This window comes from Soonwooa buanensis, from assembly GCF_900167905.1.
Classification (GTDB): Bacteria; Bacteroidota; Bacteroidia; order Flavobacteriales; family Weeksellaceae; genus Soonwooa; species Soonwooa buanensis.
This window is the reverse complement of record NZ_FUYZ01000003.1, coordinates 63,839-89,964: the sequence shown is the minus strand read 5'-3', so window position 1 is coordinate 89,964 and position 26,126 is coordinate 63,839. Positions and strand designations below refer to the sequence as shown.

The following is a 26,126-nucleotide window of genomic DNA, read 5'->3' as shown; positions in this document are numbered from 1 at the left end:
TTGGTTCTCTTTAGTTTTATTAAGCTTTCCTCTGCTCTTTAATATCTTCTATTTTCTGTGTGAAATAGTCCGTTTTTTCGGGGTGTTTTGCGATTAGCGTTTCGAATGCTTTTATCGCTTTAGAATAAAGTTTTTGCTCTAAATAGAGATTCGCTAAAGTCTCGGTCATCAAGTGAGAAATATCTTCTTTCTTTTCTTTAACAACAAAACTAGCTTCATCCTTTAGCTGTGTAATTTTGGGTTGATTTTCGATAAACTCATCAATCGCTTTTTGTTTTTTGACTTCTTTATCTTTTTCGATTTCAGCGGTACGATCGATCTTTAACCAGTTTTGCCAAGTATTGATAAATTGTCGGACATTGCTTTTTTCTGGTTTTATGTCCTCTTGAGCCGCAACAACTGGTATTTCAACTTCCTTTTGTTGAGCTTCCTCGACAACTTCTTCTACAACTTCTTCATTCGCTTTTTTCTGATCATCAACCATCGCAATGGAGTCGCCAAAAAAGGAAACATTAAAAATCGGTCGCTTCTCTTCCTCGATTTTTTCTGATGTCTCTATTAAATTTTCCTCTTTTTGTTCTACAATTTCAATAGCGGTCTTTGGTTCTTCAACAGATTCTTCAAGCTTAATTTCAGGATTTACAGTTTCTGAAACTTCTTCTTTTGACGGTTCTGGTTTATTATCCTTTTCTGTTGCAGTTACAATATTTGGCGTCTCAACTTTACCAATTAAAGCATCTGGTTGATGTGCGTCAATCGACATTGGTTTCCAAGCTGAGTTTTCTTGAACAGGCTCTTCTTTAGCAACATCAACTATAGTTGGTTCTTGTTCTTTACGCTCTTCTGTCGGAATTTCAGATTTTTCATTTTCTAAAACTTCAACAGACTCTTCTTCTCTAGAAAAAGGTCCAAAATCTAAAGAATGTGCATCATTTAATTCTTCTTTAGAATCAATATTTTCGCTAGTATCGTCGATTACAATTCCTGTAGGTTTTTCTTCAATTTCGACAGGTTTGTGCTCTTTAACTTCAAACTTTGGAGGATTCAGAAATTGATGATGATTTTTTGGAACTTCAAATTTCACTTGTGGTAAAAAGTCGTCAATCGATTCAAAACTAACATCTCTATTTAATTCCTCTTTAATCTCACTTGGTTCAGTTTCGTCCGTAATAACAACGTCTTTAGAACCTTCCTCAACATTCATCACATCTTCTTCTTGTTGCGCTTCAACTTCCGAAGATTCTTCTTTATTTTGAATTAAATTCTCATCGATCGACTCTAAACTTAAATCAGATTCTACTTCAGTTTCTTTTTCCAAAGTTGGTGTTTCATCCGTGATAACAACATCTTTAGAACCTTCCTCAACATTCATCACATCTTCCTCTTGTTGCGCTTCAACTTCCGAAGATTCTTCTTTATTTTGAATTAAATTCTCATCGATCGACTCTAAACTTAAATCAGATTCTACTTCCTCTTCTTTTTCTGAAGTTGGCGTTTCGTCCGTAATAACAACATCTTTAGAACCTTCCTCAACATTCATCACATCTTCCTCTTGTTGCGCTTCAACCTCCGAAGATTCTTCTTTATTTTGAATTAAATTTTCGTCGATCGACTCTAAACTTAAATCAGAATCAACTTCAGTTTCTTTTTCCGAAGTTGGCGTTTCATCCGTAATAATAACATCTTTAGAACCTTCCTCAACATTCATCACATCTTCTTCTTGTTCTGCTTCAACTTCCGAAGATTCTTCTTTATTCTCAGTTAAATTTTCATCAATTTTAGTAGAAACTAAATTTTGGGTTTCTTCAACTGGAGATTCTACAATTGTATCTGTTTTTTCTTCAGATTCAACCTTCGAAGATTCAGCAATATCTTTTTTATTAATGAATTGATACAGAATTTTTTTGTCCGTCGTATATGCAGCAGTCGTTGTCAAGACTTCCTTATATCGCGTCGGATTGTAAAGGTGAATGCCATACAAATAAAGTGCTCTAACATTCTGAACATAAGGTGTATGCTCAATTTGCTTTTCTAAAAGCTGCAAATCATTTGCTTGCATTAATGAGGGTTGCTGAAGAAGCTCAATAATTCGTGCATTCATAATTACCAGTTTGCTACAATATCATTAAAAATTTTGTTGATAATACGTTCGTTAACGATTTTGACCTGAGAAGATTCTATCGTCATCAAATCCATATCGCTGTTAAAAGTTACTTCGTCAGTATAACTTCTGTCAAAACTTTTGCTTTCCTCGCCTGCGACGTGATTTTCGTAATGAACCTTCACCGTAATTGTCAATTTATTCTGAGCCGCTTGGATCATATTACCAGTCTGCGTACTTTCAACTGGCGACGAAATGGTCGTTGGCGCGATGTTATAATCCGTAATTTCTCCTTCTATAATAATATCCGCTTTATCAACAGCGCCTTTCAACGTTGTTCTTTGCGCAAATCTATTTTGTAAAGCCACCGTAAAATCCTGACTTAGATTTGGGTTATTATTTGCAGCATTATTCGGGAAAGGTCTTATCAAAAAAGTCTGAGTTTCAGGACTTAAAGACGAACCTGTAAAACTATAACAACTTACTAAGGATAATAATGGCACAAGTAATGAAAAGAATGCTATCTTTTTCAAAACTTTGGTGCGTGGATTTGACATATTACAATTCATTTTAATCCTCAAGATTATATTGTTTAATTTTTCTGTAAAGCGTACGTTGCGAAATTCCTAACTCATCAGCCGCTTTATTTCTGCGACCACGATGCTTTTCTAAAGCTTTGATAATCAAATCTTTTTCATTATTCTGAAGCGATAAAGATTCTGGTCTAGCTTCTTCCACTTCGATATCCATAATATCTTCGTAGGGATCGTTATCGTCAACATTCATCACATTTGCCGTTTGTACATTCGCGTTGTCATTCGGTTCAAAATACAACAACGAATTCGGATTATGTGCCGCAGGTTCTGGTGTATAGATTTTGTTAATTAAATTCTTTTCTTGATTGCTCAAGTCACCATTTCCACGATTTTTTATCAACTCCGAAGTTAAGGATTTTAGATCATTAATATCGTTTCGCATATCGAAAAGAACCTTGTACATGATTTCTCTCTCGTTTCCAAAGTCCGATTGCGCTTTGTTTGCATTTTGATTCACCAACATTGGCAGATGTTTTTCCATCGGAATATACTCCGCCAACTTTTCGGCTGTGATCTTACGATTACGCTCGACAACCGTCAATTGCTCCACCAAATTTCTTAGCTGACGAACGTTACCCGGAAAACTATAATTTTCTAAATACGTCACTGCTGCTGGTTCCAATTCGAGTTCTGGCATTCTGTATTTTTCAGCAAAATCAATAGCAAATTTTCTAAATAGTAAATGAATGTCGCCTTTTCTTTCGCGCAAAGCAGGCATGTCGATTTGTACGGTGTTCAAACGATAATACAAATCCTCACGAAAACGTCCGTCGTGGATGGCATTCATCATATTAACGTTAGTTGCTGCAACGATTCTTACGTTGGTTTTTTGAATTTGAGAAGAACCCACTTTCATAAATTCTCCACTTTCTAAAACACGAAGCAAACGAACTTGCGTCTGCAAAGGCAATTCACCAACTTCGTCTAAGAATATTGTTCCGCCATCGGCAACTTCAAAATAACCTTTTCGAGTGGAAGTTGCGCCAGTAAAAGCACCTTTTTCATGACCGAAAAGCTCGGAATCTATTGTTCCTTCTGGGATTGCTCCACAATTGACAACAATGTATGGTTGATGTTTTCTTTTAGATTCGGCGTGGATAATTTTTGGAATAAATTCTTTTCCGACACCACTTTCTCCGATAACCAACACGGAAATATCGGTTGGTGCGACTTGTATCGCCTTTTCTAAAGCTCGGTTGAGTGCGGGATAATTCCCGATAATGCCGAAGCGATTTTTTATGTTTTGTAATTCGTTCATTTTCTTTTTTGGATTAAATATTTAATAATTAAATGATTAAAATTGTTTTGATTCTAAAACTTTAATCTTCATTGTAAATCCTCATTCTCTGTAGGATTAAACTAAAATATTATCTTCCAAATTATCTTTGTTACGAATTTTTGATGTTTTTTTGATTAAATCAAATTGCTTTTCTAAGCTTTTTAGTTCTTTGAAATTTGATGAAAATCCAAATGCAAAATTTGATGTTTCATCAACAGAGCAAACCTCTTTCGAAAACTTCTGATTGTATTTTGAAATTAAATGATTAAACTCCTGCAAAAGTTGCTTTGCTTCTTCTTGAGAAACGTTTTTAGCAACATTAGAAGGATTACATTTTACTTTATTTTGAACACAAGAAGTCTTCCCCGATTGGCAAGTGCCAATCAAACTCATTAAAATAATGATGTAGGATAAACTTCTCATTTATTAATCTGTTAATAAGCTTTTCAATTCGTCTTTTGACGGAAGAACCGTCATGTATTTACTGGCAAAAATTTGATCGTTATTTTCGGGCAAAGTATATTCCACCAAAGCATTGCTTTTATCTTGACAAAGGATAATTCCGATGGTTTTATTCTCCCCTTCTATGCGTTTTTCTCGGTCGAAATAGTTAACATACATTTGCATTTGTCCGATATCTTGATGCTTTAATTCGCCAATTTTCAAATCGATTAAAACAAAACATTTCAAAATACGATTGTAAAATACCAAATCTATTCGGAAATGTTTTTCATCAAAAGAAATTCTTTCTTGACGCGCCACAAAAGTGAAACCTTTCCCCAATTCTAAAAGAAACTGCTCCAGTTTATCAATCAACTTTTGCTCTAAATCGTTTTCAGAATAAAAACTTTTATCATTTAAACCCAAAAACTCTAAAACATAAGGATCTTTTATTAAATCCAAAGGTTTCTCGATAATTTGACCTTTTTCGGAAAGCGCCAAAACTTCGTCTTTATTTTTGCTTAAAGAAAGTCTGGCAAACAATCCAGAATCATATTGTCTTTGTAATTCTCGCAGACTCCAATTGTTTTTGAAGGCTTCTATTTCGTAAAAACTTCTTTCATTTCTATCATCAATTCTCATTAATTTGAGATAATGTGACCATGAAAGATTAAAGTTTAATTCGCTTGTAAAAGGCTTATTTTCAACCACTTCAAAATCGCCAGACAGTGTCTGTCCTATTTGGTTTTCAGATTGCGCAGACAGTGTTTGCGGAATTGGGTTTTCGGAATTCGTCAACAGTGTTGACGAAATTGGTTTAGAATAAGTTTTATAAAAAAACCTCATTCTGTCTAAGTTCTCTACAGAAAACCCTCTGCCAAATCTTTCTGTCAAATGAACTGACAATTCTTTCAACAATCCTTTACCATATTCCGCTCTTGCTTCTCCATTCTGTTCTTCTTCCACAATCATTCTACCAATTTCAAAATAGGTATAAACCATAGTTTGATTTACGGTAGATGCAACGCGTTTTCGAGCAATTTCTAAAAGTGCCGAAACTTTGTCGATTAATTGATTTTGAAGATTCACTTTATGTCCAAATTTTTAAAAACTATTCCGCAGTTCTCCCCAAAAGTGTTCCTTGCGTGTTGTCGTACACAAAAACAGACACAATGTCGCCCACTTTTTGACCTTCTAACTTGTCGAAAACGCAAACGGCATTCTGAGAATTACGACCTTTCCATTGGTTTTCGTTCTTTTTGGAAGTTCCTTCAATTAAAATTTCGTGGTTTCTTCCAACGTAACCTGCCATTCTTTTTCTTGACAATTCACCTTGTAAAGCGATAATTTCCGCCAAACGTCTTTGTTTAACATCGGCAGGAATATCGTCTTCCATCTTTTTGTGAGCCGGCGTTCCTGGTCTTTCGGAATAGGCAAACATATAACCGTAATCGTACTCAACTTCGCGCATTAAGCTCAAAGTATCTTGGTGATCTTCCTCAGTTTCTGTGCAGAAACCAACTATCATATCTTGTGAAAACGAAATATCGGGAACGATTTCTTTCGCTTTTTTAATTAAATCTAAATATTCTTGACGTGTGTGCTGACGATTCATCAACTCCAAAATTCTGTCGCTACCGCTTTGAACTGGCAAGTGAACATATTTGCAGATATTTTCGTGTTTCGCCATCATTTCGAACACCGAAGCCGTCATATCGTGTGGATTGGAAGTCGAGAAACGAATTCTCATTTCGGGAACTGCTTTCGCCACCAAATCTAACAATTGAGCAAAATCAACAGCTGTCGCTTTTTGCATTTCTGAAGCTTTTGCAAAATCCTTTTTCGGACCACCGCCATACCATAAATAAGAATCAACATTTTGACCAAGAAGTGTAATTTCTTTGTAGCCATTTGAAGCTAATTCTTTACATTCTTCAAGGATTGAATGCGGGTCGCGACTACGCTCACGCCCTCTCGTGAAAGGCACCACGCAGAATGTACACATATTATCGCAACCTCTGGTAATCGTCACATAAGCCGTTACGCCATTTCCGCCCAAACGAACAGGATTGATGTCGGCATAAGTTTCCTCCTTTGATAAAATTACGTTGATGGCATCTCTACCATCTTCGGTTTCTTTTAAAAGATTAGGTAAATCTCTGTAAGCATCAGGGCCAACAACCAAATCCACCAAATGTTCTTCTTCTAAAAATTTGGTTTTGAGACGCTCTGCCATACAGCCCAAAACGCCAACAGTAAGACTTGGATTTTCCTTTTTTTGATTCTTGAATTGCGACAAACGCATTCTCACGGTTTGTTCCGCTTTTTCACGGATCGAACAAGTATTCAGCAAAATTAAATCTGCTTCTTCAACCTTTGTTGTAGTGTTGTAACCTTGCTCGTTAAGGATGGATGCAACGATTTCGGAATCGGAAAAATTCATTTGGCAACCGTAACTTTCCAAGAATAATTTCTTAGAGTTTTCTGGCTTTTCAGCAATTGCAAATGCTTCTCCTTGCTTGGTTTCGTCTATATATTTTTCTTGCACGGGTTCAAGTTTAAGGTTTAAGGTTTAAAGTTTAAAGCTCATCAACTTTGAACTTTAAACTCGAAACTTTAAACTAATTCAGTTTGCAAAGATACAAAAAGTTGTGACAGAATGGCAGGTGAAAATTTCTGAAAATTTAGTCTTATTTTTTGATATCTGTTATAATTCTCAGGCTAAATCTGTATCTATAATTAAACGGAACACTATTAATTGTGGCTGGACTCCATTTTGTTTTAAGATCTTTAAAAGCCCATAAAATTCTTTTGTCGAAAGATTCTAAACCAGAAGTATTAAGCAATACAACATCTTCCATTTTTCCTTCTTTATTTATGATAAACTCTATCTCCATGAAAAAAATATCGTTCCAAATAAAACGAGATAGATCAATTTTATTCAATAAATCTTTCTTAAAATTCTCTGAAGATTCTTTTGGATTCTTCCCATAGAAAGGATATGTTACTTTAGGCAAATAACCTTCATAATAATTATTAAAAATATCTTGGGGATAAATGATAAAACTTGCGAGTGCTGGTGTCGCCTTCTCGTCTTCATTTGCTGGCAACCATTTTTTCTGGTACTTCGCTACTGTTCGAGCCATATCGTAGGCACATTTATTTTTTTCTAAATAATTCGCATTTAGCTCTTGGACAAAAGAAATTGTGGAATCTGGCATTACCAATACGCGAAATTGATAAATCTCATTTTGATCATTGCAAGTCTTCAAATTCTTTGAAAATACGATATCGTGAAAATCTTTATAATATCCTTTATCTCCTCCAACATAAGGTTCTTGAAATTTAGGATAACTACTTAAGAATTTAGTTTGCGACATATAAAGCTGACACATCGAAAACAATAAAAATAAAAAAATATGCTTTAATCTCTTAGTCATGATTATATAACTCGCCATAGTTGTATAGTTGATTAACATTTATTCTTTGTTTACTATCCATTGGCACACCATTAAATGTCGCAGGTTTCCACTTCAATTTTAGGTGCTTTAGATCTGTTATTATTCTCGAAACTTCAATTTTATCATAATTGCCATCAAGAACAAAATCTTTCATCAACCCTTCTTTGGTAACAGTAAAACTCAAATAAATAGTTTGTTCCATATTCAATCTAAAAGTTTTTTGAAAAATTTTCTTTAGCTGAACATGCAAATAGTCGGCGTCACTAAGCATTTGAGCATGCACTACATTATCACCATAACCTTCCCCTGTTGAATATGCAATTTGGAAAGGATTAATTAAAATTTTAACAATCGACTGAAACTTCTGTCCCTGAATTTCTGCTGGCTGCCAAGATTTAAGCTCTGGGATAATCTCGCGAGCAACATCAAAAGCACATTTATTCTTCTCGACATTTACACTATCCATGTCTTTTATGAACTTAATGGAAGAATCTTTTTCTATTAAAATACTAATATTATAAGTTTCCATTGTGTTGTCACATGGTTTTAGTTCTAATTCTTTAAAGGCTTTACTTAGGTCTTTTTGTAATGCAGTATTGCCTCCTTTATAATAAAATTGGTCAACAGGATAATCACTAAGAATAACTTGGGAAAAAGTAAAGCCGCTAAAACATAGTAACACAAAAAGGAAACTTGCTTTCATTAATATTGTTTATGCGAATATGCGAAATTTCTATTAAAAATGTAAATAAATTATTATCCGAAATCCGTAGCCGTGATTGTAGCGGAAATCCTTTTTGGTGAGAGGCTATGCCGAACCAAAAAGATTGCAGCGGAAAGCAGGTCCTCGGCTTCTAAGAAAAAAAATTACTTTATTGGAAAATCGAAATAAGTTTCGGGAAAAGGTTCATTTTTTAGAGTGAAATGCCACCATTCTTCTTGATATTCTTTGAAGTTGTGTTTCAACATCGCTTGTTTTAGGATTAAGCGATTGGCTTGTTGTTGGGCAGTTATTTGTGGTGCATTTTGATGAGAGATTGTTCCGAAAAAATCAAATGGACTTCCCATGTCGATTTCTTTACCAGTATTGAGATCGACCAAAGTTAAATCGATTGTACTACCGCGCGTATGACCAGATCGAGAGGCGATATAACCGAGCGTAAACAAATCGCGTTTGTCAACATCTGGATAAAATTCGGACTTTGCAATGGTGTCGTTGATGTCTTTTGCCCAAGTTTCGAAACTCGTCACCGAACGCTGTGGACGGTAAGCATCGAAAGCTTTGAGACTATAACCTTGCGCTTTAAGATCTTGCTGAACTTTCTTTAAAGCTTGCGTCGCTGCTTTGGACATGATGAGAACAGGTTTTTCGTAACCGACAACTGGTCGTCCTGTGAAATTGTGCGTTCCGAAATATCGCAAATCAACGATGATATCCTGGATTTCTTTTTGGACATAGACAAAACCTTCTTGCAAATGATCTTCTCTAGAAGCACAAGAATAAAGTCCAAAAAATAAAGAAACAATAAGTAAGAAAGATTTGAAATTCATGGTTTTTGTTTGACCACAAATTACAAAATTTAGACTAAACTGTTTTTGTCAGCGTAATTAAGTTTAAAGAAAATAAAAGTCATTATCGAGAACGCCAACAAAGAACTTCCTCCGTAACTGAAATACGGCAACGGAATACCAACCGTCGGGAACAAGCCCATGACCATCCCAATATTAATGCAAAAGTGAATGAGTAATATCGATGCAAAACAGTATCCAAAAACTCTATTAAAAGTCGATTTTTGGTTCTCAGCTAAATAGTAAATTCGACCAATGTACAAGGCATAACAAATCACCAAAAGCGTACTTCCAAGAAAGCCCCACTCTTCTCCAACGGTACAAAAGATATAATCGGTCTCTTGCTCGGGCACAAATTTACCTTGCGTAACAGAACCTTCTTTGTAACCTTTACCAGTAACGCCGCCTGAGCCAATCGCAGTTTTAGAATATAATAAGTTGTAGCCAATATTATCACGAAATTCTTTTCGAGATTCACCTTTGTAAAGAACTTCAATTCTTTGCTTTTGATGCGTTGGTAGCTTCTCAAAAACGTTGGGGGAAAAATACGCCAATGCAGACAAACCAATAATCCCTACAATTGTGAAAATTAGTCGGTTAATATCACGTCTCAAATAATTAAGATTCAACACAATATATATTAGACCAATCAAAACAATTGCGCCTACCATATACCATGGACTTTCCTCCATTGGATCATTAATATAGTTCGCTATTAAGAAAATCGCTGCTAATGTAAATACAACTCCAAAGACTTTTCCGCTAAGCCCTTCTCTGTAAAGTGCAATAAAAAAAGCTCCAAACACCAACAACGATCCAACATCTGGAATAGCCAAAACTACGACTGCCGGAATACCAATAATTGCTAAAATCGTTATTAAGGATTTTCTATTATTAAGGTTAAAATCAGAGCCCGACACATAATTAGCAACCATTAAAGCGGTTCCTATCTTTGCAAATTCTACAGGCTGCATTGTAAATCCTCCAAACTTATACCAGTTTCGTTGTCCTAAAATTTCGGTCCCGAATGGGAAAAGCCCCACTAAAAGTAAAACACCTCCGACATATATAATGCCCGACATGTTTTCAAAAAATTTAGTTCTGGTAAAGAAAATTATTAAACCTATAAAAAGCGAAATACAAAAAAATGTTAGTTGCTTTGTTCCTAAAGATGGATTAACACTGTTAATATTAAGAATTGCAAAAACACAAATCACCAAATAAAGTCCAAGTCCTAGCTTGTCTATGCCTTCTGCCCACTTCATCGTCTTACAGGTTTTGTTGGGTTAGTAGTCTTTCTATTTTTGTCCGTGTTTTCTGCTTTCACACTAATTGCCTTTAGGCTATCTTGAAGTTTTTTTAATTTAAGTGAATCTGGTTTTGGTGGAACATATTTACCGATTCTTTTCAGATATTCAGTCCATTGACGGCGATATTCTGGTTGAAAGCTGGATGTAATCATCTTTTTGTAAAGATGTTCTCGTTTAATCTCACCTAATAAATAACGCTCTGCAATCACTGTACAAGCTGGACCTGCCCAAGTTGCACCAAAACCTGCGTGTTCCATAACTGCAGCCACAACAATTTTTGGTTTGTCAGCTGGCGCAATTAATACAAAAATGGAGTTATCTTTCCCTTGCGGAACTTGCGCTGTACCAGTTTTTGCAAGCTGTGTAAAATCATTAGATTTAAGACTACGTCCTGTACCACGCAACATTACGGCTTCCATACCTTGTAGAACGGGTTCAAAATATTTAGGATCAACCTTTGTATATTTTTTTTGTTTAAATAAAGGATTTGGATTTGGTTTTCCATCAATATTTTTAACAATATGTGGCGTTATAAACCAACCACGATTAGCAATAGCCGCCGTAAAATTTGCAAGCTGCATCGGCGTCGTCAAAATATCACCTTGTCCCATCCCGTTGAACACGGCGTTAATTGGTTTCCACTTAGGGCCGTTTCGTTTGATGTAAGTATTTTCACTTGGCATATAACCTTTACTACCCGTTGCAAGGTCGTTGTTCATATAAACGCCAAGTCCAAAACTCGCCATAATATCTTTCCACTCGTGCATACCTTTTGAAGGGTTGCCTGGGTATTTATTTAAAATTGCTAAATAAGCGTAAGAAAAATAACAGTTACTGGACACTTGGATAGAAGGAATCAATGGATCAGCGCCACCATGTCCTTTGATACGCACGCCCATATAACTAAAACCTCCACCACACGGGAAGATTGTTTTCTCAGTCATAACGCCCATTTGCATTGCAGAAAGTGCTGTCACCAATTTGAAAGTAGAACCTGGAGGATACGCCGCTTGAACAGATCGATCAAACATCGGTTGATTGATACTATCATTCACCAATCGATAAATATTTTTCATTTTATCGGGACCTGTAAACAAATTAGGATCGATATCTGGACCCGTCGCCATGGTTAGAATTTCGCCATTGTTGGGATCTAATGCTACGACTGCACCACGCTTGTTCACCAACATTTCTTCTGCGATACGTTGCAAATCATAGTCAATAGTTAACGTCAAATCTTTACCCGTAACAACATCTTTATCCAGCTCTCCATTTTTGTAAGAACCAATACTTCTTTGACGAATATCTTTCTGAATATATTTAATACCTTTTTCGCCGCGTAGATCTTTTTCGTAAGACTTTTCGACACCACTTTTCCCGATGACATCACCTGGAAGATAGTATAAAGAATCTTTTTTGATGTCCGCAGTGTTAACTTCGTTAGTATAACCCAAAAGGTTACCAGACGTGTTGACTTCGTACTGTCTTTGTGGACGCGAAACAATATTAAACGCAGGAAACTTAAACAATATCTCCTGAACGCGTGCCATATCTTCACGACTCAAATTTTTCATAAAAGTCATTGGTGTTAGCTTGGAGTAATATTGTGTCTTTTCTATGGTCTTAATGGTCTGGATAAACTCAGGTTTTGTAATCTTCATCAAGTTACAAAAGCTAATTGTATCAAAATCAGGACGCATCAAAGCCGCTGTGTAAGAAACTTCGAAAGAAGGTTGGTTACCAACTAATATTTTTCCGTTGCGGTCAAAGATGACGCCACGTTGCGGAATTTCGTATTCAATTTTAATGGAAGTATTCGCTGCATTTAATGCATATCTGTCAGTAAATAATTGTAAATAAGCCAACCTAGCAATAAAAATAATTGCTACAACAATCAAAATACCAGTAAGTTTAAGATATTGAGGCTTCAAATTTTCTGTTTAATTTTAAATGCTAATGCGTAAGCTATGATAAATACAAATGAGATAAGACTGGTAAATACAACGTTTAATAATATTTCGAAAAAACGTTCTGGCTTAAAGAATTCAACATATTGAACAATCAATTGGTGAATAAAAATACTCGTTAAAATAAACACTACAAATTGTAACCATTGCAGCGATTGAAACGAGAAAAAATCTGTCGATGTATCTGTCGATGTTCGGAAAATTAACATTCTAAAATAAGCAATCGTCGTTGTTGCTAAAGCGTTAATTCCCCAAGTCCCAAGAAAAGCATCTACTGATAAACCCAGAATAAAACTTAATGCTAAAAAGTGAAAATTATTTCTGAAAAACGGATAAAACATCACAAATACTGGATAAAGTACCGGAATATATTTTCCGAACAAGGTAATACGATTCAGTAGAAAAACCTGAACCGCAACCAAAATTGCAATTAAAGCGATATCTGAAAATACGTTTCTACTTACCATCTTTATCTATCTGTACTTGTAAAGTATCTTGAATTTTTTGAACTTCAATTTTCTTAAGATTCTTAACGACAAAGACCTTACTGAGAGGTCCCATTTTTTCATTTAATTCCACGGAAACATCCCAGAAACCGGTTTTAGTATCAACCTCATAACCAGCAACTTTCCCAACCATAACGCCTTTCGGGAAAATAGCAGAACGTCCGTCAGTCACAACAGTGTCACCAACTTTTAACGAAACATATTTTGGAATATCCGACAAATGCATCATTCGTGAGTCGTCACCACGCCAACTAAGTGTCCCGAAATATCCAGAATTTTTTAACGCTGCACTGATTTTAATTTTATTAACACTCAATACAGACTGCACCAAGGCATAATGATCTGTTGTATTAATTACAATTCCTGCGATACCATTTGGTGCGATAACACCCATTTTGGCAGCAACGCCTTGCAATTTTCCACGGTTAATCGTAAAATAATTATTTTGACGATTGATGCTGTTGTACACGACTTCACCATCAACAAAAGTATAAATTTGACCACCGCCAATAGTATCGTGAACACGACGAAATTGTGGATTAGCTCCGCCTTCCTTACCATAAAGCTCTTTAAGCAAAGCTTTATTCTGCATTACAAGATCATCATTAATCTGTTTCAGCTTAAGATAAGAAGCACCTTCGTCGATATACCCCGAAACCCAAGCATTGAAAGCGGCTGTTTTTGCAGCTAAAAATGATTGTTGCATCGTGTTTTTCGAAAAAATCAATACCACTGCAATAATTTGCAAGAATATAAAGAAGACGAACAAAGCGTTCTTCGAAAATAATCTCAGCAAATATCCCATCCGTTAAATTCCCTAAAAAAGTTACTAAATTATTTAATCAAGAAATTGAATTTATCCATATTCTTTAAAGCGATACCTGTCCCACGAACAACCGCTCTCAACGGATCTTCTGCTACAAAAACTGGCAATCCTGTTTTTCTATGGATACGATCTGCCAAACCTCTCAACAAAGCACCACCACCAGCTAGATAAATACCAGTTTTGTAAATATCCGCAGCCAATTCTGGAGGTGTTAAAGAAAGTGTTTCCATCACAGCATCTTCGATACGGATGATAGATTTATCTAGAGCTTTAGCAATTTCTTTATAGTTAACCATAATTTCTTTTGGCTTACCTGTAATCAAGTCACGACCTTGTACCGGAATATCCTCGATGTCAACATCCAACTCTTCCACAGCAGACCCAACCTCAATCTTCACACGTTCAGCCGTTCTTTCACCGATGTATAAATTATGGTGCGTTCTCAAATAATAAGCAATATCACTTGTGAAAACATCACCTGCAATTTTCACAGATTTATCACAAACAATACCTCCAAGCGCCACAACAGCAATTTCCGTTGTACCACCACCTATGTCGATAACCATGTTACCCTCAGGTTTTTGCACATCAATACCAACACCAATTGCAGCCGCCATTGGCTCATAGATTAATCTAACTTCTTTTGCATTTACTTTTTGCGCAGAGTCACGAACCGCACGTTTTTCAACTTCAGTAATCCCAGAAGGAATACAGATGACGATTCTTAAAGCAGGTTGAAACAACTTCCCTTTAATGCCTGGAATTTGTTTAATAAACTCTTTAATCATGTGCTCAGAAGCATGAAAATCAGCAATAACTCCATCCTTCAAAGGACGAATAGTTTTGATATCCTCATGCGTCTTCCCTTGCATATGCTTCGCTTGTTCTCCAACAGCGATTGGCTTCCCACTTTGTCTTTCGATTGCCACTATTGATGGCTGATCTATGACTATTTTATTATTGTGAATTATTAATGTATTTGCTGTCCCTAAGTCAATCGCAATTTCTTGCGTAAACATATCTAATAAACCCATTTTCTACCTGTCTATTTTAATTTACAAAGATATAAATTTAACGTGAGTTTAGTGATTTTATCTATACTCAAAAAGGTTAAAGTTTTATTAAAATCAAAAAACTTATCCACAAACACTGACGAAAAATCAATTAGCTTTCGATAACTTCTGAAAACAAGCACTTTAGACTTTGTTAAAACTGAGCATTATCATAGACCAAGTCACTCGCTATCACTACCAATATTCATTTTAAAAGCTTAACTTTGCACCAGCTAAAATGAATCAGAATAAGGACATTTCAAAGACGTCAAATTTTGCAGTATTAAGCGTTAGCTACGAAAAAGCAGACGCCGAAACACGTGGTAAATTTGCGTTTTTTGATGAGCATATCAAATCTTTTGTCAACCAAATTCACGACCAGAATTTTGGCGATGCATTCGTTGTATCCACTTGTAATCGTACCGAAATTTACACGACAACTGCTAATTATTTGCTAATTGCAGAACAATATTGTAAAACTATTGGTGTTAATCTTTCCGAGTTTTTGCAGTATGTTAACATTATCCAAAGAGAAGACGCGGTTTTGCATCTTTTCCGTGTAGCTGCAGGTCTTGAAAGTCAGATTATTGGTGATTTCGAAATTGTATCACAGATTAAAAACGCTTACAACCGATTCAAAAAATATAAAGGAACTTCTAATCCTTATCTGGAACGTGCGATTAACTCGGCGATACAAATTTCAAAAAGAATTAAAACCGAAACTGGCATTAGCAATGGCGCCGCATCTGTATCTTACGCTGCTGTACATTACATTTTGAATCATGTTAATAATGTTTCGGACAAAAATATTTTACTACTTGGCGTTGGCGAAATTGGACAAAACACCATCGAAAACATGGTTAAACATGTCTATCAACCCAAAATAAAAATCGCTAACCGCTCTTTCGAAAAGGCTGAGAAAATTGCAGAAAAGTATAATATTCAGCAAATTGCATTTGACGATTTCCCAGAAGAATTAAAGAAAACTGATATCTTAATTGTCGCAACAGGTGCACAAAAATTTATTGTAAATCCTGACAACTTCCCAGCTGACAAAGAAATGCTGGTAATTGACTTATCGATCCCGAATAACGTCGCAAAAGAAATCGGAACTTTAGAAAAAGTTGATCTTATCGATGTTGATCAATTGTCTCAGCAGATTTCTGAAACGATGGAGCAACGTAAAAAGGAAATCCCAAAGGCTGAAGCGATCATTAAAGAAATGAGCAAAGACTTCACCGAGTGGGAACGCAAAAGAAAATTTGCACCGAGTATCAACAATTTCAAAAACTCTTTGAAACAAATCGAATCTCACGAACTTCATAATATCCACAAACGTCATCAATATGCAAAGGTTGAAGACATGGAGCTTTCTGATAAATTAATACAGAAAATAACCAACCGATTCGCCAAATACATTTTGGAAAATCCTTGGAAAGCCGACGAAGTTTCAAAATTAATGGAAGAGATTTTAGTCCTTCACAACCCCAAAAAGCAGAACAATGACGACGATAAAAATAGGAACTAGAAATAGTCCACTTGCTTTATGGCAAGCCAATGAAGTGGCTGCTAAACTACAAGCTATTGGTCACAAGACCGAGATCGTCCCAATTGTTTCGTCTGGTGATAAAAACCTTACGCAACCTTTATATGCGATGGGCATTACTGGGGTTTTCACAAAAGATCTGGACATCGCTTTACTTAATAAAGACATCGACATCGCAGTACATTCGCTTAAAGACGTACCAACGCAATTGCCGACTGGCACGCAGATTAGCGCAGTTTTGGAAAGAGATTATCCACAAGATGTTTTGGTGAGAAAAACTGACGCAAAAGATAAAGACCTTAAAGATCTTAAAATCGCAACAAGCAGTTTGAGAAGACGCGCTTTTTGGTCGCATACATTCCATAATACAGAGTTTGCAGACATTAGAGGTAACGTACAAACTCGTCTCAAAAAGCTAGAAGATGGTGTTGCCGACGCGACATTATTTTCTTTGGCAGGTCTTAAAAGAATGGAACTTGATATTGACTTCGAAGAAGTTGATTTCCTTTTACAAGCGCCATCACAAGGTGTTGTTTGTATTGCAAATCGTGCAGAAGATATTGATTTAACTGAAGTTTTAAAACAAATTAATCACGACGCCACACAAAAATGCATCCACATCGAACGTGAGTTTTTAAGAACTTTGGAAGGTGGTTGTACTGCGCCAATCGGAGCGCACGCTGAGTTTATCGGTGATAAAATAAGATTCCAAGGGAGACTTTGTTCTCTGGATGGAAAAGATTGCATTAATGTTGATGAAACTATCGACTGGAATCCTGAACAGAACTTCGGAGCAGAAATCGCACAACAAGTTTTAGAAAGAGGCGGAAAAGATATGATGCTTCTAATAAAATCTCAAATTAAACTTTAATTTTAAAAGTCAAAAACAATGCGCCTATTGTTAACCAAACATATCAATGACGCAGACATTTCCAAATTAGGAGATGATATTGTTGTGGACTTTGTGGATGTTATTAGCATCGAAAACCTTAATTTCGAAACAGAAAACATAACTAATAAAGCTTTAATTTTCACAAGCATTAATGCTGTTAAAAGCTTTTTTAATAACGAAACTTCTAAGCAACTAACACCAAAAAATCCGATCTATTGTGTTGGCGAGCAATCTCAAATTTTTTTAGAACAAAAAGGTTTTAAGGTTATTAATACAGAAAAGAACGCCGAAGAACTTTCTAATTATTTTATTAAAGATAATAAAAATGAAACTTATCTTCATTTTTGTGCTGACATTGCTTTAGAAAAGCTTTCGGAAACTTTTAAAAATTTAGGAAAAGATTATAAGAAAATTGTTTCGTACAAGACCAAACTAACGGAACCAATTTATAATAAAGATTTTGATGCTGTTGCATTTTTTAGCCCAAGTGGCGTCAGAAGTTTTGCTGCAAATAACACTTTGGGAGGAAAAACGATATTTTCGATTGGCGATACAACAACCAACGAAATTAAAAATTGGACTTCCGAGAAGATTTTGACTAGCGATAAAAATACTATCGAAGATTTACTAAATCTGATTCGCGACTACGCATCAGACAAAAAATAAAGAATATGATTAAAAACGATTTATATCTAAGAGCTCTGAAAGGCGAAATTGTTGAAAGACCACCAGTGTGGATGATGCGTCAAGCAGGAAGATATCTTCCAGAATTTATCGAATTGCGCAATCAGTACGATTTTTTCACACGTTGTCAAACGCCAGAATTGGCTGCGGAAATCACCGTGCAACCTATCAGAAGATTTCCGTTGGATGCTGCGATTTTGTTTTCGGACATTTTGGTAGTTCCACAAGCGATGGGTATCGATTTCAAAATGAAAGAATCTGTTGGTCCTTGGCTAGACAACCCTATCAGAACTAAAGAGCAAGTTGATGCGATCGAAGTTCCGGATGTTGATGATACTTTAGGTTACGTTTTTGATGCCATCGAATTGACTTTACAAAAACTTGATAATGAGATTCCGTTAATTGGATTTGCTGGAAGTCCGTGGACGATTCTTTGTTATTGTGTGGAAGGAAAAGGTTCTAAGGCTTTTGATATTGCAAAATCATTTTGTTTTACAAATCCAGAAGCTGCACATTCTTTACTTCAAAAGATTACAGATACAACCATTGCTTACCTAAAACGTAAAGTTGAAAAAGGTGTTTCTGCGGTTCAGATTTTTGATTCTTGGGGCGGAATGCTTTCTCCAGCAGATTATCAAGAATTCTCTTGGCAATACATCAACCAAATCGTTGAAGAGCTTAGCTTGGTTTCTCCAGTTGTAGTTTTCGGAAAAGGATGTTGGTTTGCGTTGGAAGAAATGTCAAAATCTAAAGCTTCTGCTTTGGGCGTTGACTGGACGATAACACCAGAAATCGCAAGACAATTAACAAAAAATAATATCACTTTACAAGGTAACTTCGATCCTGCAAGACTACACTCGTCGCCAGATGTTATCAGAAAAATGGTGCATGAGATGATTGACCGTTTTGGGAAAGATAAATACATCGCCAACCTTGGCCATGGTATTCTACCAAATATTCCGGTAGAAAACGCTGAAGCATTTATCCGTGCTGTTGTAGAATGGAAAGCATAAAATAGAAAAACCCGAAGCTTTGCTTCGGGTTTTATTTTAGTTCTTTTTTCTTGCTGTTGGCTCTACAGCTGCTTTTCCATCTTCTTTAGCTCTTGCATTTGCTTTAGCTTGTTCTGATGAACCTGCGTCAGACATTTTTAAAGGCTGAACAATTGTCTCTTGCTTTGCCTTTTCTTTTTTAGGCTTAATAGAAGCTTTTTTCGCCTCCCTCATGTCGGCACTACCTTGCACAGATTGTGCACTCATCAAAGCAACACCGCCAACAAGAAGCATTGCGCTTAGTAAAACTTTTTTCATAACAATTTTTTTGATTTAGTGTCAACTAAATAACGAAATTATTTCCAATAAAAACAATTTTCATTTTAATTTAACATTTTTTAACTTATTGGAAAATAAAGTAAAACGTATTTATTAACTATTTTACAACAATTCTGTACAATAATACAATATTTGATTATTATATAAAAAGACAATCCTCGGAGCTACACTTCCGAGGATTATCAAATCAAAAACTACTCTAATAACTTACTCAACTTTCTCTATTTTTCTAGGCCCTTCTTGCTTTGCAGGTTCTGCCTCTTGTAGCATTGGTTGATCTTTCGCTTTTTCTTTATTCAATTTGCTCTTTAACTTTTTATCGTTCGCGATAATACTTTTATCACTTTCCTTCTTCGTCGTTGCTGGATTTTCTTCTGTCAACTTCGGCGTCGTTTGCACTTCCTCAACAGCAGTGGCTTCTGTAGTTTTAGCTTTCTTTGCTTCTGTAGTTTGCGCACTTACCGCCACCATTCCGCCAGTCATAAAAAGTGCTGCAAAAAATAACTTTTTCATAAATATTCGTTTAGTGTTACAATCTTTAAACGCCGAAATATTTCCCAATAATATTTAGAAATCAAAAATTTAATACATTTTAAAACACTTTAAGAAAGCTTGTGAAAACCAACTACTTCTCCAAAACTTTTCTTAATTTTTCGACGAAAACATAGGTTGCTGGGCAGATTAGCGTATTCTTCAAAGTCAAATTATTGATTTGATAAATCTTCTTTCGATCGGTGTGCGGATACTCGCGACAGGCTTTTGGGCGCACATCATAGATGCTACATTTATTATCATTTGGATCCAAGAAAAAACAAGGCGTCAATTGCAAAACCCAATCTTGATCTTCATCAACACGCAAAAATTTCGTTTCAAAATCCGAAATCTTCATGCGCAAATGTTTAGCGATTCGTTCTTTATCTTTTTCTGTAAAAAGCGGCCCCGTCGTTTTACAACAATTTGCGCAAGATAGACAATCGATTTCCTCAAAAGTCTCTTCATGCGTATCTTCCACAATATAATCGAGGTTTTTCGGCGGTTTTTTCTTTAGTTGTTCCAAGAATTTTTTATGCTCTTTCGACTTTTGCTCCGCCAATTTTTTATAATGTTCAATATCCAAAACCGAATTTTAAGGCTACAAAATTACACATTTTTTTGGCCGCCATTTCCAGCTTTCGCTACTCGCTGTCTCTTGCCGAAGCAAATCCTATCCGAGAGAAGAGCTCAAACAGGCCGCTCAATCTGGGGCGCAGATAGCACTCCGAATTTCATTTAATGATAAAAATCAAAGAAAGCACTAATAACCAATCCATTATAAACCCTAACTTTGTTAATATGAAAGCTTTAGAAACAAGAACTGATATCGAAGAACTCGTAAACAAATTTTATGATAAAGTTGTTATCGATGACACAATCGGATTTTTCTTCACAGACATTGCACAAATCGATCTCAAAAAACATCTACCCAAAATGTACAACTTCTGGGAAAGCATCCTTTTAGGAAATCCCGTGTACGATGGCAATCCGATGCGCGTACATTTCCCACTTAATCAAGTTGTTGCATTAGAAGAACATCATTTTGATCGTTGGCTTGCATTGTGGCAACAGACTTTAGAAGAAAATTTCGAAGGCGAAAATGTAGCGACAGCCCTACTTCGTGCACAAAATATTGCACGGATCATGTCTTATAAAATGAAAATCGCACGCTCCTAGAGATGCGGATTCATTTGCATATCGAGAAAATCTGTAAACATATGGAACAACAATCCAACGCCTAAAATCCTAATATTTCCTTTAAAAAAAAGCATCAGAATATAAACGCCAATCGCCACATAACCATGAAACAAATGGAAACCAACACTTCCTCTGTTCGGGTCAAAAATCGGTGTTGCAAACAGATGATCTACGTCGACCAACATGGTCAACAACATTAGGAAATAAGCTTTCTTCCAATCTTTCCGAAAAAATAGCCAAGCCAACACAATCGGAAAAACGAGATGCAAAAAATAATGAATTATCGGACGTGCAATTTCCATTAGATATTACCTTTTAGATAATCTTGACGAAGATTTTCGTCCAACTTTTCGATAGCGTAACGCAAACAAGTACGAGGCATTTCTTTATAATGTAGATTCAGAAAATCCAGAAGTTCTTGCTCATCTTTACCGCCCATTTCGCGCAGTAACCAGCCATTGGCTTTATGCATCAAATCGTGAGGATGTTTTAGGTTTCGAACAACAAATTCTTTTGTCAACTCAAACTCGCCTTTTTTAATGTAATGCATCGTCCCGACAACTGCAATGCGCTTATGCCACATTTCATCGGACTTTGATAGCTTTCGTAGTAATTCTGGTTGATCATTTTCAAAAGCGAATCTTCCCAAAATTTTATAACACGTACTATCCACCAAATCCCAATTGTTGACAAATTCTAAATTGTTAAGATAGAAATCGACCACTTCTTGTTGAACCGCCTTATCTTTTTTAGCTTTCTCAAACTTAAGAACCAACATCAACAAAGCTGTCAAACGCTCCTCGTGATATTTGGAAGACAACAATTGTTTTAGTTCTTTTAAACTAATTTTTTCGTAGAAAGCTTTGGCAACCAAACGCTGATCCGGAACTTTAACGCCCAAAAACAAATCGCCTTCGCCATATTCGCCTTCGCCAGTTTTAAAAAATCTAGGGAAAAATTCTTTCTTTTCAGGAATTGCTAAATCCTGCAAAGCTGCTTTTATATCTTCAACAATTATCATTTTTTTTAAACCAAATTTAGTTGCTTTTGAAACTCTTCCAAATACATCGCAATATGTCGTCCGTCCATTAATCCGTGATGTGCTTCAACAGAAATCGGCATCATCTTTCGACCATTTTTTTCATAAAATTTACCAAAGACAATTCTCGGAATACTTTCTTTATTATTAACATTCGCAGGATGCAAAATCGAAGTGAATTGATGCCACGGAAACGTCGAATGTCTTATTAAGTTTAAGTCCAAATCATCATTGCTAAGTCTGAGTCCAGTTGATTCTTGCACAGCTTTTATTTCACTTTGTAAAGCTTCATTAAAAGTTTTAAAATCGTTAGAAAAATCCATAAAAGCAAATCCGAAAGTTCCGTCTTCCCTTGCAATCGTCGATCCAGCGTGGATTACGTCGTATTGAAAAACTTTGCCGTTGTCGATTCTCAATTTAAAAGCGTCAACTTTATTAACCGCAACCATCGACTTATGCAGATAGTGCGCAAAGAAAGATTCTTTTCTATCTTTTGCTAACCTAAAAGTTTCGGTACAATCAACCTCTGTAACAATACCAAAGGACGGCATATCCATATTCGAAAACAAATTGAAATGCTCTTTGCGATTCCAAGTTTCGATGTTAATTTCACGCTTCATTTAATGCAAATTTTCAGAGATTTGTTCATCTTGCAACTCTTCTTCAGTTGCAATTTTCTTAGGATTTGCCACCTTACCAATACTTAAGCCTTGTACAATAATCGAGAAAACAACTACGCAATATGTGATACTTAATATAATCGTGCTGTATTCACTCTTCGGGACAGACATCGCTAACGCAATGGAAACACCGCCACGAATACCGCCCCAAACCAAAACTTTAACCGTTTGTGGTGTAAACCTCGATTTGAAAGACATGAACTGCGTCGGTCCCCAAATCGATATAAATCTTGCAACCAAGACGATTGCAATAGCAATAAGACCAGGAATCATATAATGATCCAAATCTTTTATCATTAATAATTCGAAGCCGATAAATAGGAATAGAACAGCGTTTAAGATTTCGTCGATTAACTCCCAAAATTTAATTAAATAATCTTGGGTGATGGATTTCATTTTGAAATTTTTATTAAAATTCCCCATAAACAATCCGGCTGCAACCATCGTCAACGGACCCGAAATATGTAATTGTTTTGCAATAAGATAACCTCCCATAACTACGGACAATGTCACCAAAACAGAGATAATATAATCATCCACTTCGCGCATTAATCTCGATGTGAAATACCCCAAAAGCACACCCAGCAAAATACCGCCACCAGCTTCCTGAATTAACAATAGTCCAATACTTTCAGCTGTAATATCAATATCGACACCTGTCGCCAACTGCAACAACACAGCAAAAACCACAACTGCCATACCATCATTAAATAAGGATTCACCAGCAACTTTAGTCTCTAATGATTTTGAAACATTAGCTTGTTTTAAAATACTTAAAACCGCAACTGGATCGGTTGGAGAAATTAAAGCACCAAAAACCAAACAGTATAACAAAGGCATTTCGATACCGACCAAAGGCAAAATATAAAACACCCCAAAGCCTACAATAAAGGTAGAAATAACAACGCCGACTGTGGAAAAAACAACAACGGGCCAAATTTGTTCTTTTAGATCATTGATGTTAATATGGATTCCTCCTGCAAAGAGTAAAAAATTCAGCATCGCTCCCATAAGAACTTCCGTGAAGTTGATGCTATTCATAAGGTCGTGAAGATGACCAAAAGTCCGAGGCAGAACAGCCTCACCAAAAAATACTAAAAATATAGAAACGGCAATCGCAATTACCATGATACCGATCGTGCTCGGTAATTTTAAAAATCGATAATTAATGTAAGAAAATATCGATGCCAGTACAATTAAGACTGAGAATGAGTAATATAACTCCATTTATTTGTTTTAAATTAAATTCTATTCTGGGGCATAACCCACAACGTTAATGTATATTTTTTCGCCATCTTTTTCCCAAATATCCATCATCCCGTCTTTGGTTGATTTTGAAGAACGTTTATAATTTTGAAAAGGGACTTTCAGAAGGTTCAACAAGACATATTCTTCTCCAACCGTGTTAACGAGATAAGGAGAATCCTCTTTGTTGCCCTCGCCAGAGGTAAGAACTGTGGCAGAAATCATTCTGAATTTTTGTATCGTCCAGACGAATTTGTTTTGATCTTTTTCTTGCTCATAACATTGCAAAAGTATCAGCAAAACCTCAAGATTAGTCGGCGCTTTGAAGTGTAAATCTTCACCAATTTTTATCGCTTCTTTAAAATCCCGTTGCTGAAATTTTTCACGAAACTTGCTAAAGTTCGGATTCATTTCTTCAAGGTGATGATCTGTAAACTTGGTACCGTAATACAAATTAAAAGCTTCTGTACTATCGATAGACTGCGGCATTCCTCGGAATTTGAACAACAATCTTTCGTAATAATAAGGCGACTCTTTGTCTTGTACATTTTTTTTGATTTCAGAAAAATCAATTTTATTTTGACCAAAAGCAAAACCTCCTAAAATTAAAAATCCTAGAAAAAATAAGCTTTTGATCAAGTTTAGTTTTAAATTATTCTTCATCTTCATCCTCAAAATATTCGAACAAGAAATCGTTGTATGGGAAGCGCGAGATATGAATTTTCATAACCTCATCATAGATCATTTTTTTCATCTCCGAAAAATTCTCTTTTGTCAATGCAGAAATGAAAACTGTTGGATATTTGGACTTTGCCATCCACGTTTTTTTCCATTCTTCTAAAGAGATATTTTTGCGTGTTGACGGCGTTAGATCATCATCATCTTTTTTCTCATAAGAAAAATCATCGATCTTGTTAAACACCATAATCATCGGCTTTTGATGCGCATTAATCTCCATCAAAATCTGATTAACAGATGCGATATGATCTTCGAAACTTTCGTGCGAAATATCCACAACATGAATCAACAAATCCGCCTCACGAACCTCATCCAAAGTTGACTTAAACGACTCTACCAATTGCGTAGGAAGCTTTCTGATAAACCCAACAGTGTCTGTCAAAAGGAAAGGCAAATTGCCGATGACAACCTTTCTCACAGTCGTGTCAAGCGTTGCAAACAATTTGTTCTCTGCGAACACTTCCGACTTCGAAAGTGCATTCATCAAAGTTGATTTCCCAACATTGGTATAACCAACCAAAGCAGCACGCACAACCTTTCCGCGGTTGTTGCGTTGCGTCGCCATTTGCTTGTCGATGGTTTTCAATTTTTCTTTCAGCAATGTAATTCGGTCACGAATAATACGTCTATCGGTTTCGATTTCCGTTTCCCCTGGACCACGCATCCCAATTCCCCCTTTTTGTCTTTCGAGGTGGGTCCACATTCTGGTTAATCGTGGTAAAAGATATTGATACTGAGCCAATTCCACTTGCGTTCTCGCATAAGAAGTCTGCGCTCTTTGCGCAAAAATATCGAGGATAAGATTGGTTCTGTCAAGGATTTTAACTTCAATTTCGCGTTCAAGATTTTTAAGTTGAGAAGGCGAAAGTTCGTCATCGAAAATCACGGTTCCGATTTCATTTTCTTTAACATAAGCTTTTATCTCTTCAGCTTTTCCGCTTCCAACAAAAGTTTTAGAATCTGGTTGAGTCAATTTTTGGGTAAAACGTTTTTCGACAGTTGCGCCCGCCGTGTACGCCAAAAACTCCAACTCATCCATATATTCTTGAAGTTTTTCTTCGTCTTGATCTCTGGTTACAAGTCCTACCAATACGGCTTTTTCGTACTGATGTGTTTTTTTATCTAGCATTAA

At 36.0% G+C, this 26,126-nt stretch carries 28 protein-coding genes; 5 read left to right on the top strand and 23 right to left on the bottom strand.

What is annotated here, in order from left to right; all coding sequences use genetic code 11:
• Window positions 1–19: 19 nt before the first annotated feature.
• From B5X62_RS05750 to B5X62_RS05685, 14 genes are all read right to left on the bottom strand, one after another.
• Entirely contained in the window at window positions 20–2,101 is a 2,082-nt protein-coding gene (locus B5X62_RS05750; RefSeq protein WP_079666457.1) for a hypothetical protein, read from the bottom strand.
• A 2-nt stretch (window positions 2,102–2,103) separates the two neighbouring features.
• Complete coding sequence (locus tag B5X62_RS05745) at window positions 2,104–2,658, bottom strand: LptE family protein (RefSeq protein ID WP_144038310.1); 555 nt, start codon at window positions 2,656–2,658, stop codon at window positions 2,104–2,106.
• Between the two features lie 13 nt (window positions 2,659–2,671).
• Entirely contained in the window at window positions 2,672–3,955 is a 1,284-nt protein-coding gene (locus B5X62_RS05740; RefSeq protein WP_079666455.1) for a sigma-54 interaction domain-containing protein, read from the bottom strand.
• Window positions 3,956–4,051: 96 nt separating this feature from the next.
• Window positions 4,052–4,399: a hypothetical protein gene (locus tag B5X62_RS05735; RefSeq protein ID WP_144038309.1), complete on the bottom strand. Its 348-nt coding sequence runs from the start codon at window positions 4,397–4,399 to the stop codon at window positions 4,052–4,054.
• 3 nt (window positions 4,400–4,402) lie between these two features.
• On the bottom strand, window positions 4,403–5,506 hold the full coding sequence (locus tag B5X62_RS05730; protein ID WP_079666453.1) for a PDDEXK nuclease domain-containing protein: 1,104 nt from the start codon (window positions 5,504–5,506) through the stop codon (window positions 4,403–4,405).
• 22 nt (window positions 5,507–5,528) lie between these two features.
• Window positions 5,529–6,965 (bottom strand): tRNA (N6-isopentenyl adenosine(37)-C2)-methylthiotransferase MiaB, encoded by a 1,437-nt coding sequence (gene miaB / locus B5X62_RS05725; protein WP_079666452.1) that lies wholly within the window; start codon window positions 6,963–6,965, stop codon window positions 5,529–5,531.
• Between the two features lie 142 nt (window positions 6,966–7,107).
• The gene (locus B5X62_RS05720) at window positions 7,108–7,797 is read right to left on the bottom strand and encodes an energy transducer TonB (protein ID WP_079666451.1); all 690 of its coding nucleotides are present in this window, start codon (window positions 7,795–7,797) and stop codon (window positions 7,108–7,110) included.
• A gap of 52 nt (window positions 7,798–7,849) precedes the next feature.
• A complete protein-coding gene (locus B5X62_RS05715) occupies window positions 7,850–8,581 on the bottom strand; it encodes a hypothetical protein (protein WP_079666450.1) in 732 nt (243 codons plus the stop codon).
• A 164-nt stretch (window positions 8,582–8,745) separates the two neighbouring features.
• Window positions 8,746–9,429, bottom strand: coding sequence for a M15 family metallopeptidase (locus B5X62_RS05710; protein ID WP_079666449.1), 684 nt, complete (start codon window positions 9,427–9,429; stop codon window positions 8,746–8,748).
• Window positions 9,430–9,458: 29 nt separating this feature from the next.
• Window positions 9,459–10,712, bottom strand: a complete 1,254-nt coding sequence (gene rodA, locus B5X62_RS05705) for a rod shape-determining protein RodA (RefSeq protein ID WP_079666448.1) — start codon at window positions 10,710–10,712, stop codon at window positions 9,459–9,461.
• Window positions 10,709–12,688: a peptidoglycan D,D-transpeptidase FtsI family protein gene (locus tag B5X62_RS05700; protein ID WP_079666447.1), complete on the bottom strand. Its 1,980-nt coding sequence runs from the start codon at window positions 12,686–12,688 to the stop codon at window positions 10,709–10,711. Before B5X62_RS05700 ends, rodA begins: the two co-directional genes overlap by 4 nt.
• Complete coding sequence (locus tag B5X62_RS05695) at window positions 12,685–13,191, bottom strand: rod shape-determining protein MreD (protein ID WP_079666446.1); 507 nt, start codon at window positions 13,189–13,191, stop codon at window positions 12,685–12,687. Before B5X62_RS05695 ends, B5X62_RS05700 begins: the two co-directional genes overlap by 4 nt.
• Complete coding sequence (gene mreC / locus B5X62_RS05690) at window positions 13,181–14,035, bottom strand: rod shape-determining protein MreC (protein ID WP_079666445.1); 855 nt, start codon at window positions 14,033–14,035, stop codon at window positions 13,181–13,183. Before mreC ends, B5X62_RS05695 begins: the two co-directional genes overlap by 11 nt.
• Window positions 14,036–14,064: 29 nt before the next feature.
• Entirely contained in the window at window positions 14,065–15,090 is a 1,026-nt protein-coding gene (locus tag B5X62_RS05685; RefSeq protein ID WP_079666444.1) for a rod shape-determining protein, read from the bottom strand.
• Window positions 15,091–15,346: 256 nt separating this feature from the next.
• Here B5X62_RS05685 and hemA point away from each other — a divergent pair, with 256 nt between their 5' ends.
• Genes hemA through hemE form a run of 4 tightly spaced genes read left to right on the top strand, consistent with a single transcriptional unit; the run spans window position 15,347 to window position 19,243 of the window.
• A complete protein-coding gene (hemA, locus tag B5X62_RS05680; protein ID WP_079666443.1) occupies window positions 15,347–16,636 on the top strand; it encodes a glutamyl-tRNA reductase in 1,290 nt (429 codons plus the stop codon).
• Window positions 16,611–17,525 (top strand): hydroxymethylbilane synthase, encoded by a 915-nt coding sequence (gene hemC / locus B5X62_RS05675; RefSeq protein ID WP_079666442.1) that lies wholly within the window; start codon window positions 16,611–16,613, stop codon window positions 17,523–17,525. Before hemA ends, hemC begins: the two co-directional genes overlap by 26 nt.
• Window positions 17,526–17,543: 18 nt before the next feature.
• On the top strand, window positions 17,544–18,212 hold the full coding sequence (locus B5X62_RS05670; RefSeq protein ID WP_079666441.1) for a uroporphyrinogen-III synthase: 669 nt from the start codon (window positions 17,544–17,546) through the stop codon (window positions 18,210–18,212).
• A 5-nt stretch (window positions 18,213–18,217) separates the two neighbouring features.
• Entirely contained in the window at window positions 18,218–19,243 is a 1,026-nt protein-coding gene (gene hemE / locus B5X62_RS05665) for a uroporphyrinogen decarboxylase (RefSeq protein ID WP_079666440.1), read from the top strand.
• Window positions 19,244–19,279: 36 nt separating this feature from the next.
• Here the strand turns inward: hemE and B5X62_RS05660 are convergent, their stop codons facing one another.
• The 3 genes from B5X62_RS05660 to B5X62_RS05650 all read right to left on the bottom strand — a co-directional run bounded on the left by B5X62_RS05660 (window position 19,280) and on the right by B5X62_RS05650 (window position 20,678).
• A complete protein-coding gene (locus B5X62_RS05660; protein ID WP_079666439.1) occupies window positions 19,280–19,540 on the bottom strand; it encodes a hypothetical protein in 261 nt (86 codons plus the stop codon).
• Window positions 19,541–19,768: 228 nt separating this feature from the next.
• Window positions 19,769–20,074 (bottom strand): hypothetical protein, encoded by a 306-nt coding sequence (locus tag B5X62_RS05655; RefSeq protein WP_079666438.1) that lies wholly within the window; start codon window positions 20,072–20,074, stop codon window positions 19,769–19,771.
• Between the two features lie 112 nt (window positions 20,075–20,186).
• Window positions 20,187–20,678 (bottom strand): YkgJ family cysteine cluster protein, encoded by a 492-nt coding sequence (locus B5X62_RS05650; protein WP_079666437.1) that lies wholly within the window; start codon window positions 20,676–20,678, stop codon window positions 20,187–20,189.
• Between the two features lie 215 nt (window positions 20,679–20,893).
• On the opposite strand from B5X62_RS05650, the gene B5X62_RS05645 reads away from it, so the two are divergent.
• A complete protein-coding gene (locus tag B5X62_RS05645) occupies window positions 20,894–21,271 on the top strand; it encodes a group III truncated hemoglobin (RefSeq protein ID WP_079666436.1) in 378 nt (125 codons plus the stop codon).
• On the opposite strand, the gene B5X62_RS05640 is transcribed toward B5X62_RS05645, so the two are convergent.
• From B5X62_RS05640 to hflX, 6 genes are read right to left on the bottom strand one after another with little or no spacing between them, the layout of a single operon-like run.
• A complete protein-coding gene (locus B5X62_RS05640; protein ID WP_079666435.1) occupies window positions 21,268–21,594 on the bottom strand; it encodes a DUF6122 family protein in 327 nt (108 codons plus the stop codon). The genes B5X62_RS05645 and B5X62_RS05640 overlap by 4 nt on opposite strands.
• Window positions 21,594–22,313 carry a DNA alkylation repair protein gene (locus B5X62_RS05635; protein WP_079666434.1) on the bottom strand — a complete coding sequence of 240 codons (720 nt, stop codon included), beginning with the start codon at window positions 22,311–22,313 and terminating at the stop codon, window positions 21,594–21,596. The genes B5X62_RS05640 and B5X62_RS05635 overlap by 1 nt, the downstream gene beginning before the upstream one ends.
• Window positions 22,314–22,318: 5 nt before the next feature.
• Entirely contained in the window at window positions 22,319–22,951 is a 633-nt protein-coding gene (locus tag B5X62_RS05630; protein ID WP_079666433.1) for a CatA-like O-acetyltransferase, read from the bottom strand.
• On the bottom strand, window positions 22,952–24,238 hold the full coding sequence (locus B5X62_RS05625; protein ID WP_079666432.1) for a cation:proton antiporter: 1,287 nt from the start codon (window positions 24,236–24,238) through the stop codon (window positions 22,952–22,954).
• 21 nt (window positions 24,239–24,259) lie between these two features.
• The gene (locus tag B5X62_RS05620) at window positions 24,260–24,919 is read right to left on the bottom strand and encodes a DUF4919 domain-containing protein (protein ID WP_159447629.1); all 660 of its coding nucleotides are present in this window, start codon (window positions 24,917–24,919) and stop codon (window positions 24,260–24,262) included.
• Entirely contained in the window at window positions 24,909–26,123 is a 1,215-nt protein-coding gene (gene hflX, locus B5X62_RS05615) for a GTPase HflX (RefSeq protein WP_079666430.1), read from the bottom strand. Before hflX ends, B5X62_RS05620 begins: the two co-directional genes overlap by 11 nt.
• Window positions 26,124–26,126 lie beyond the last annotated feature (3 nt).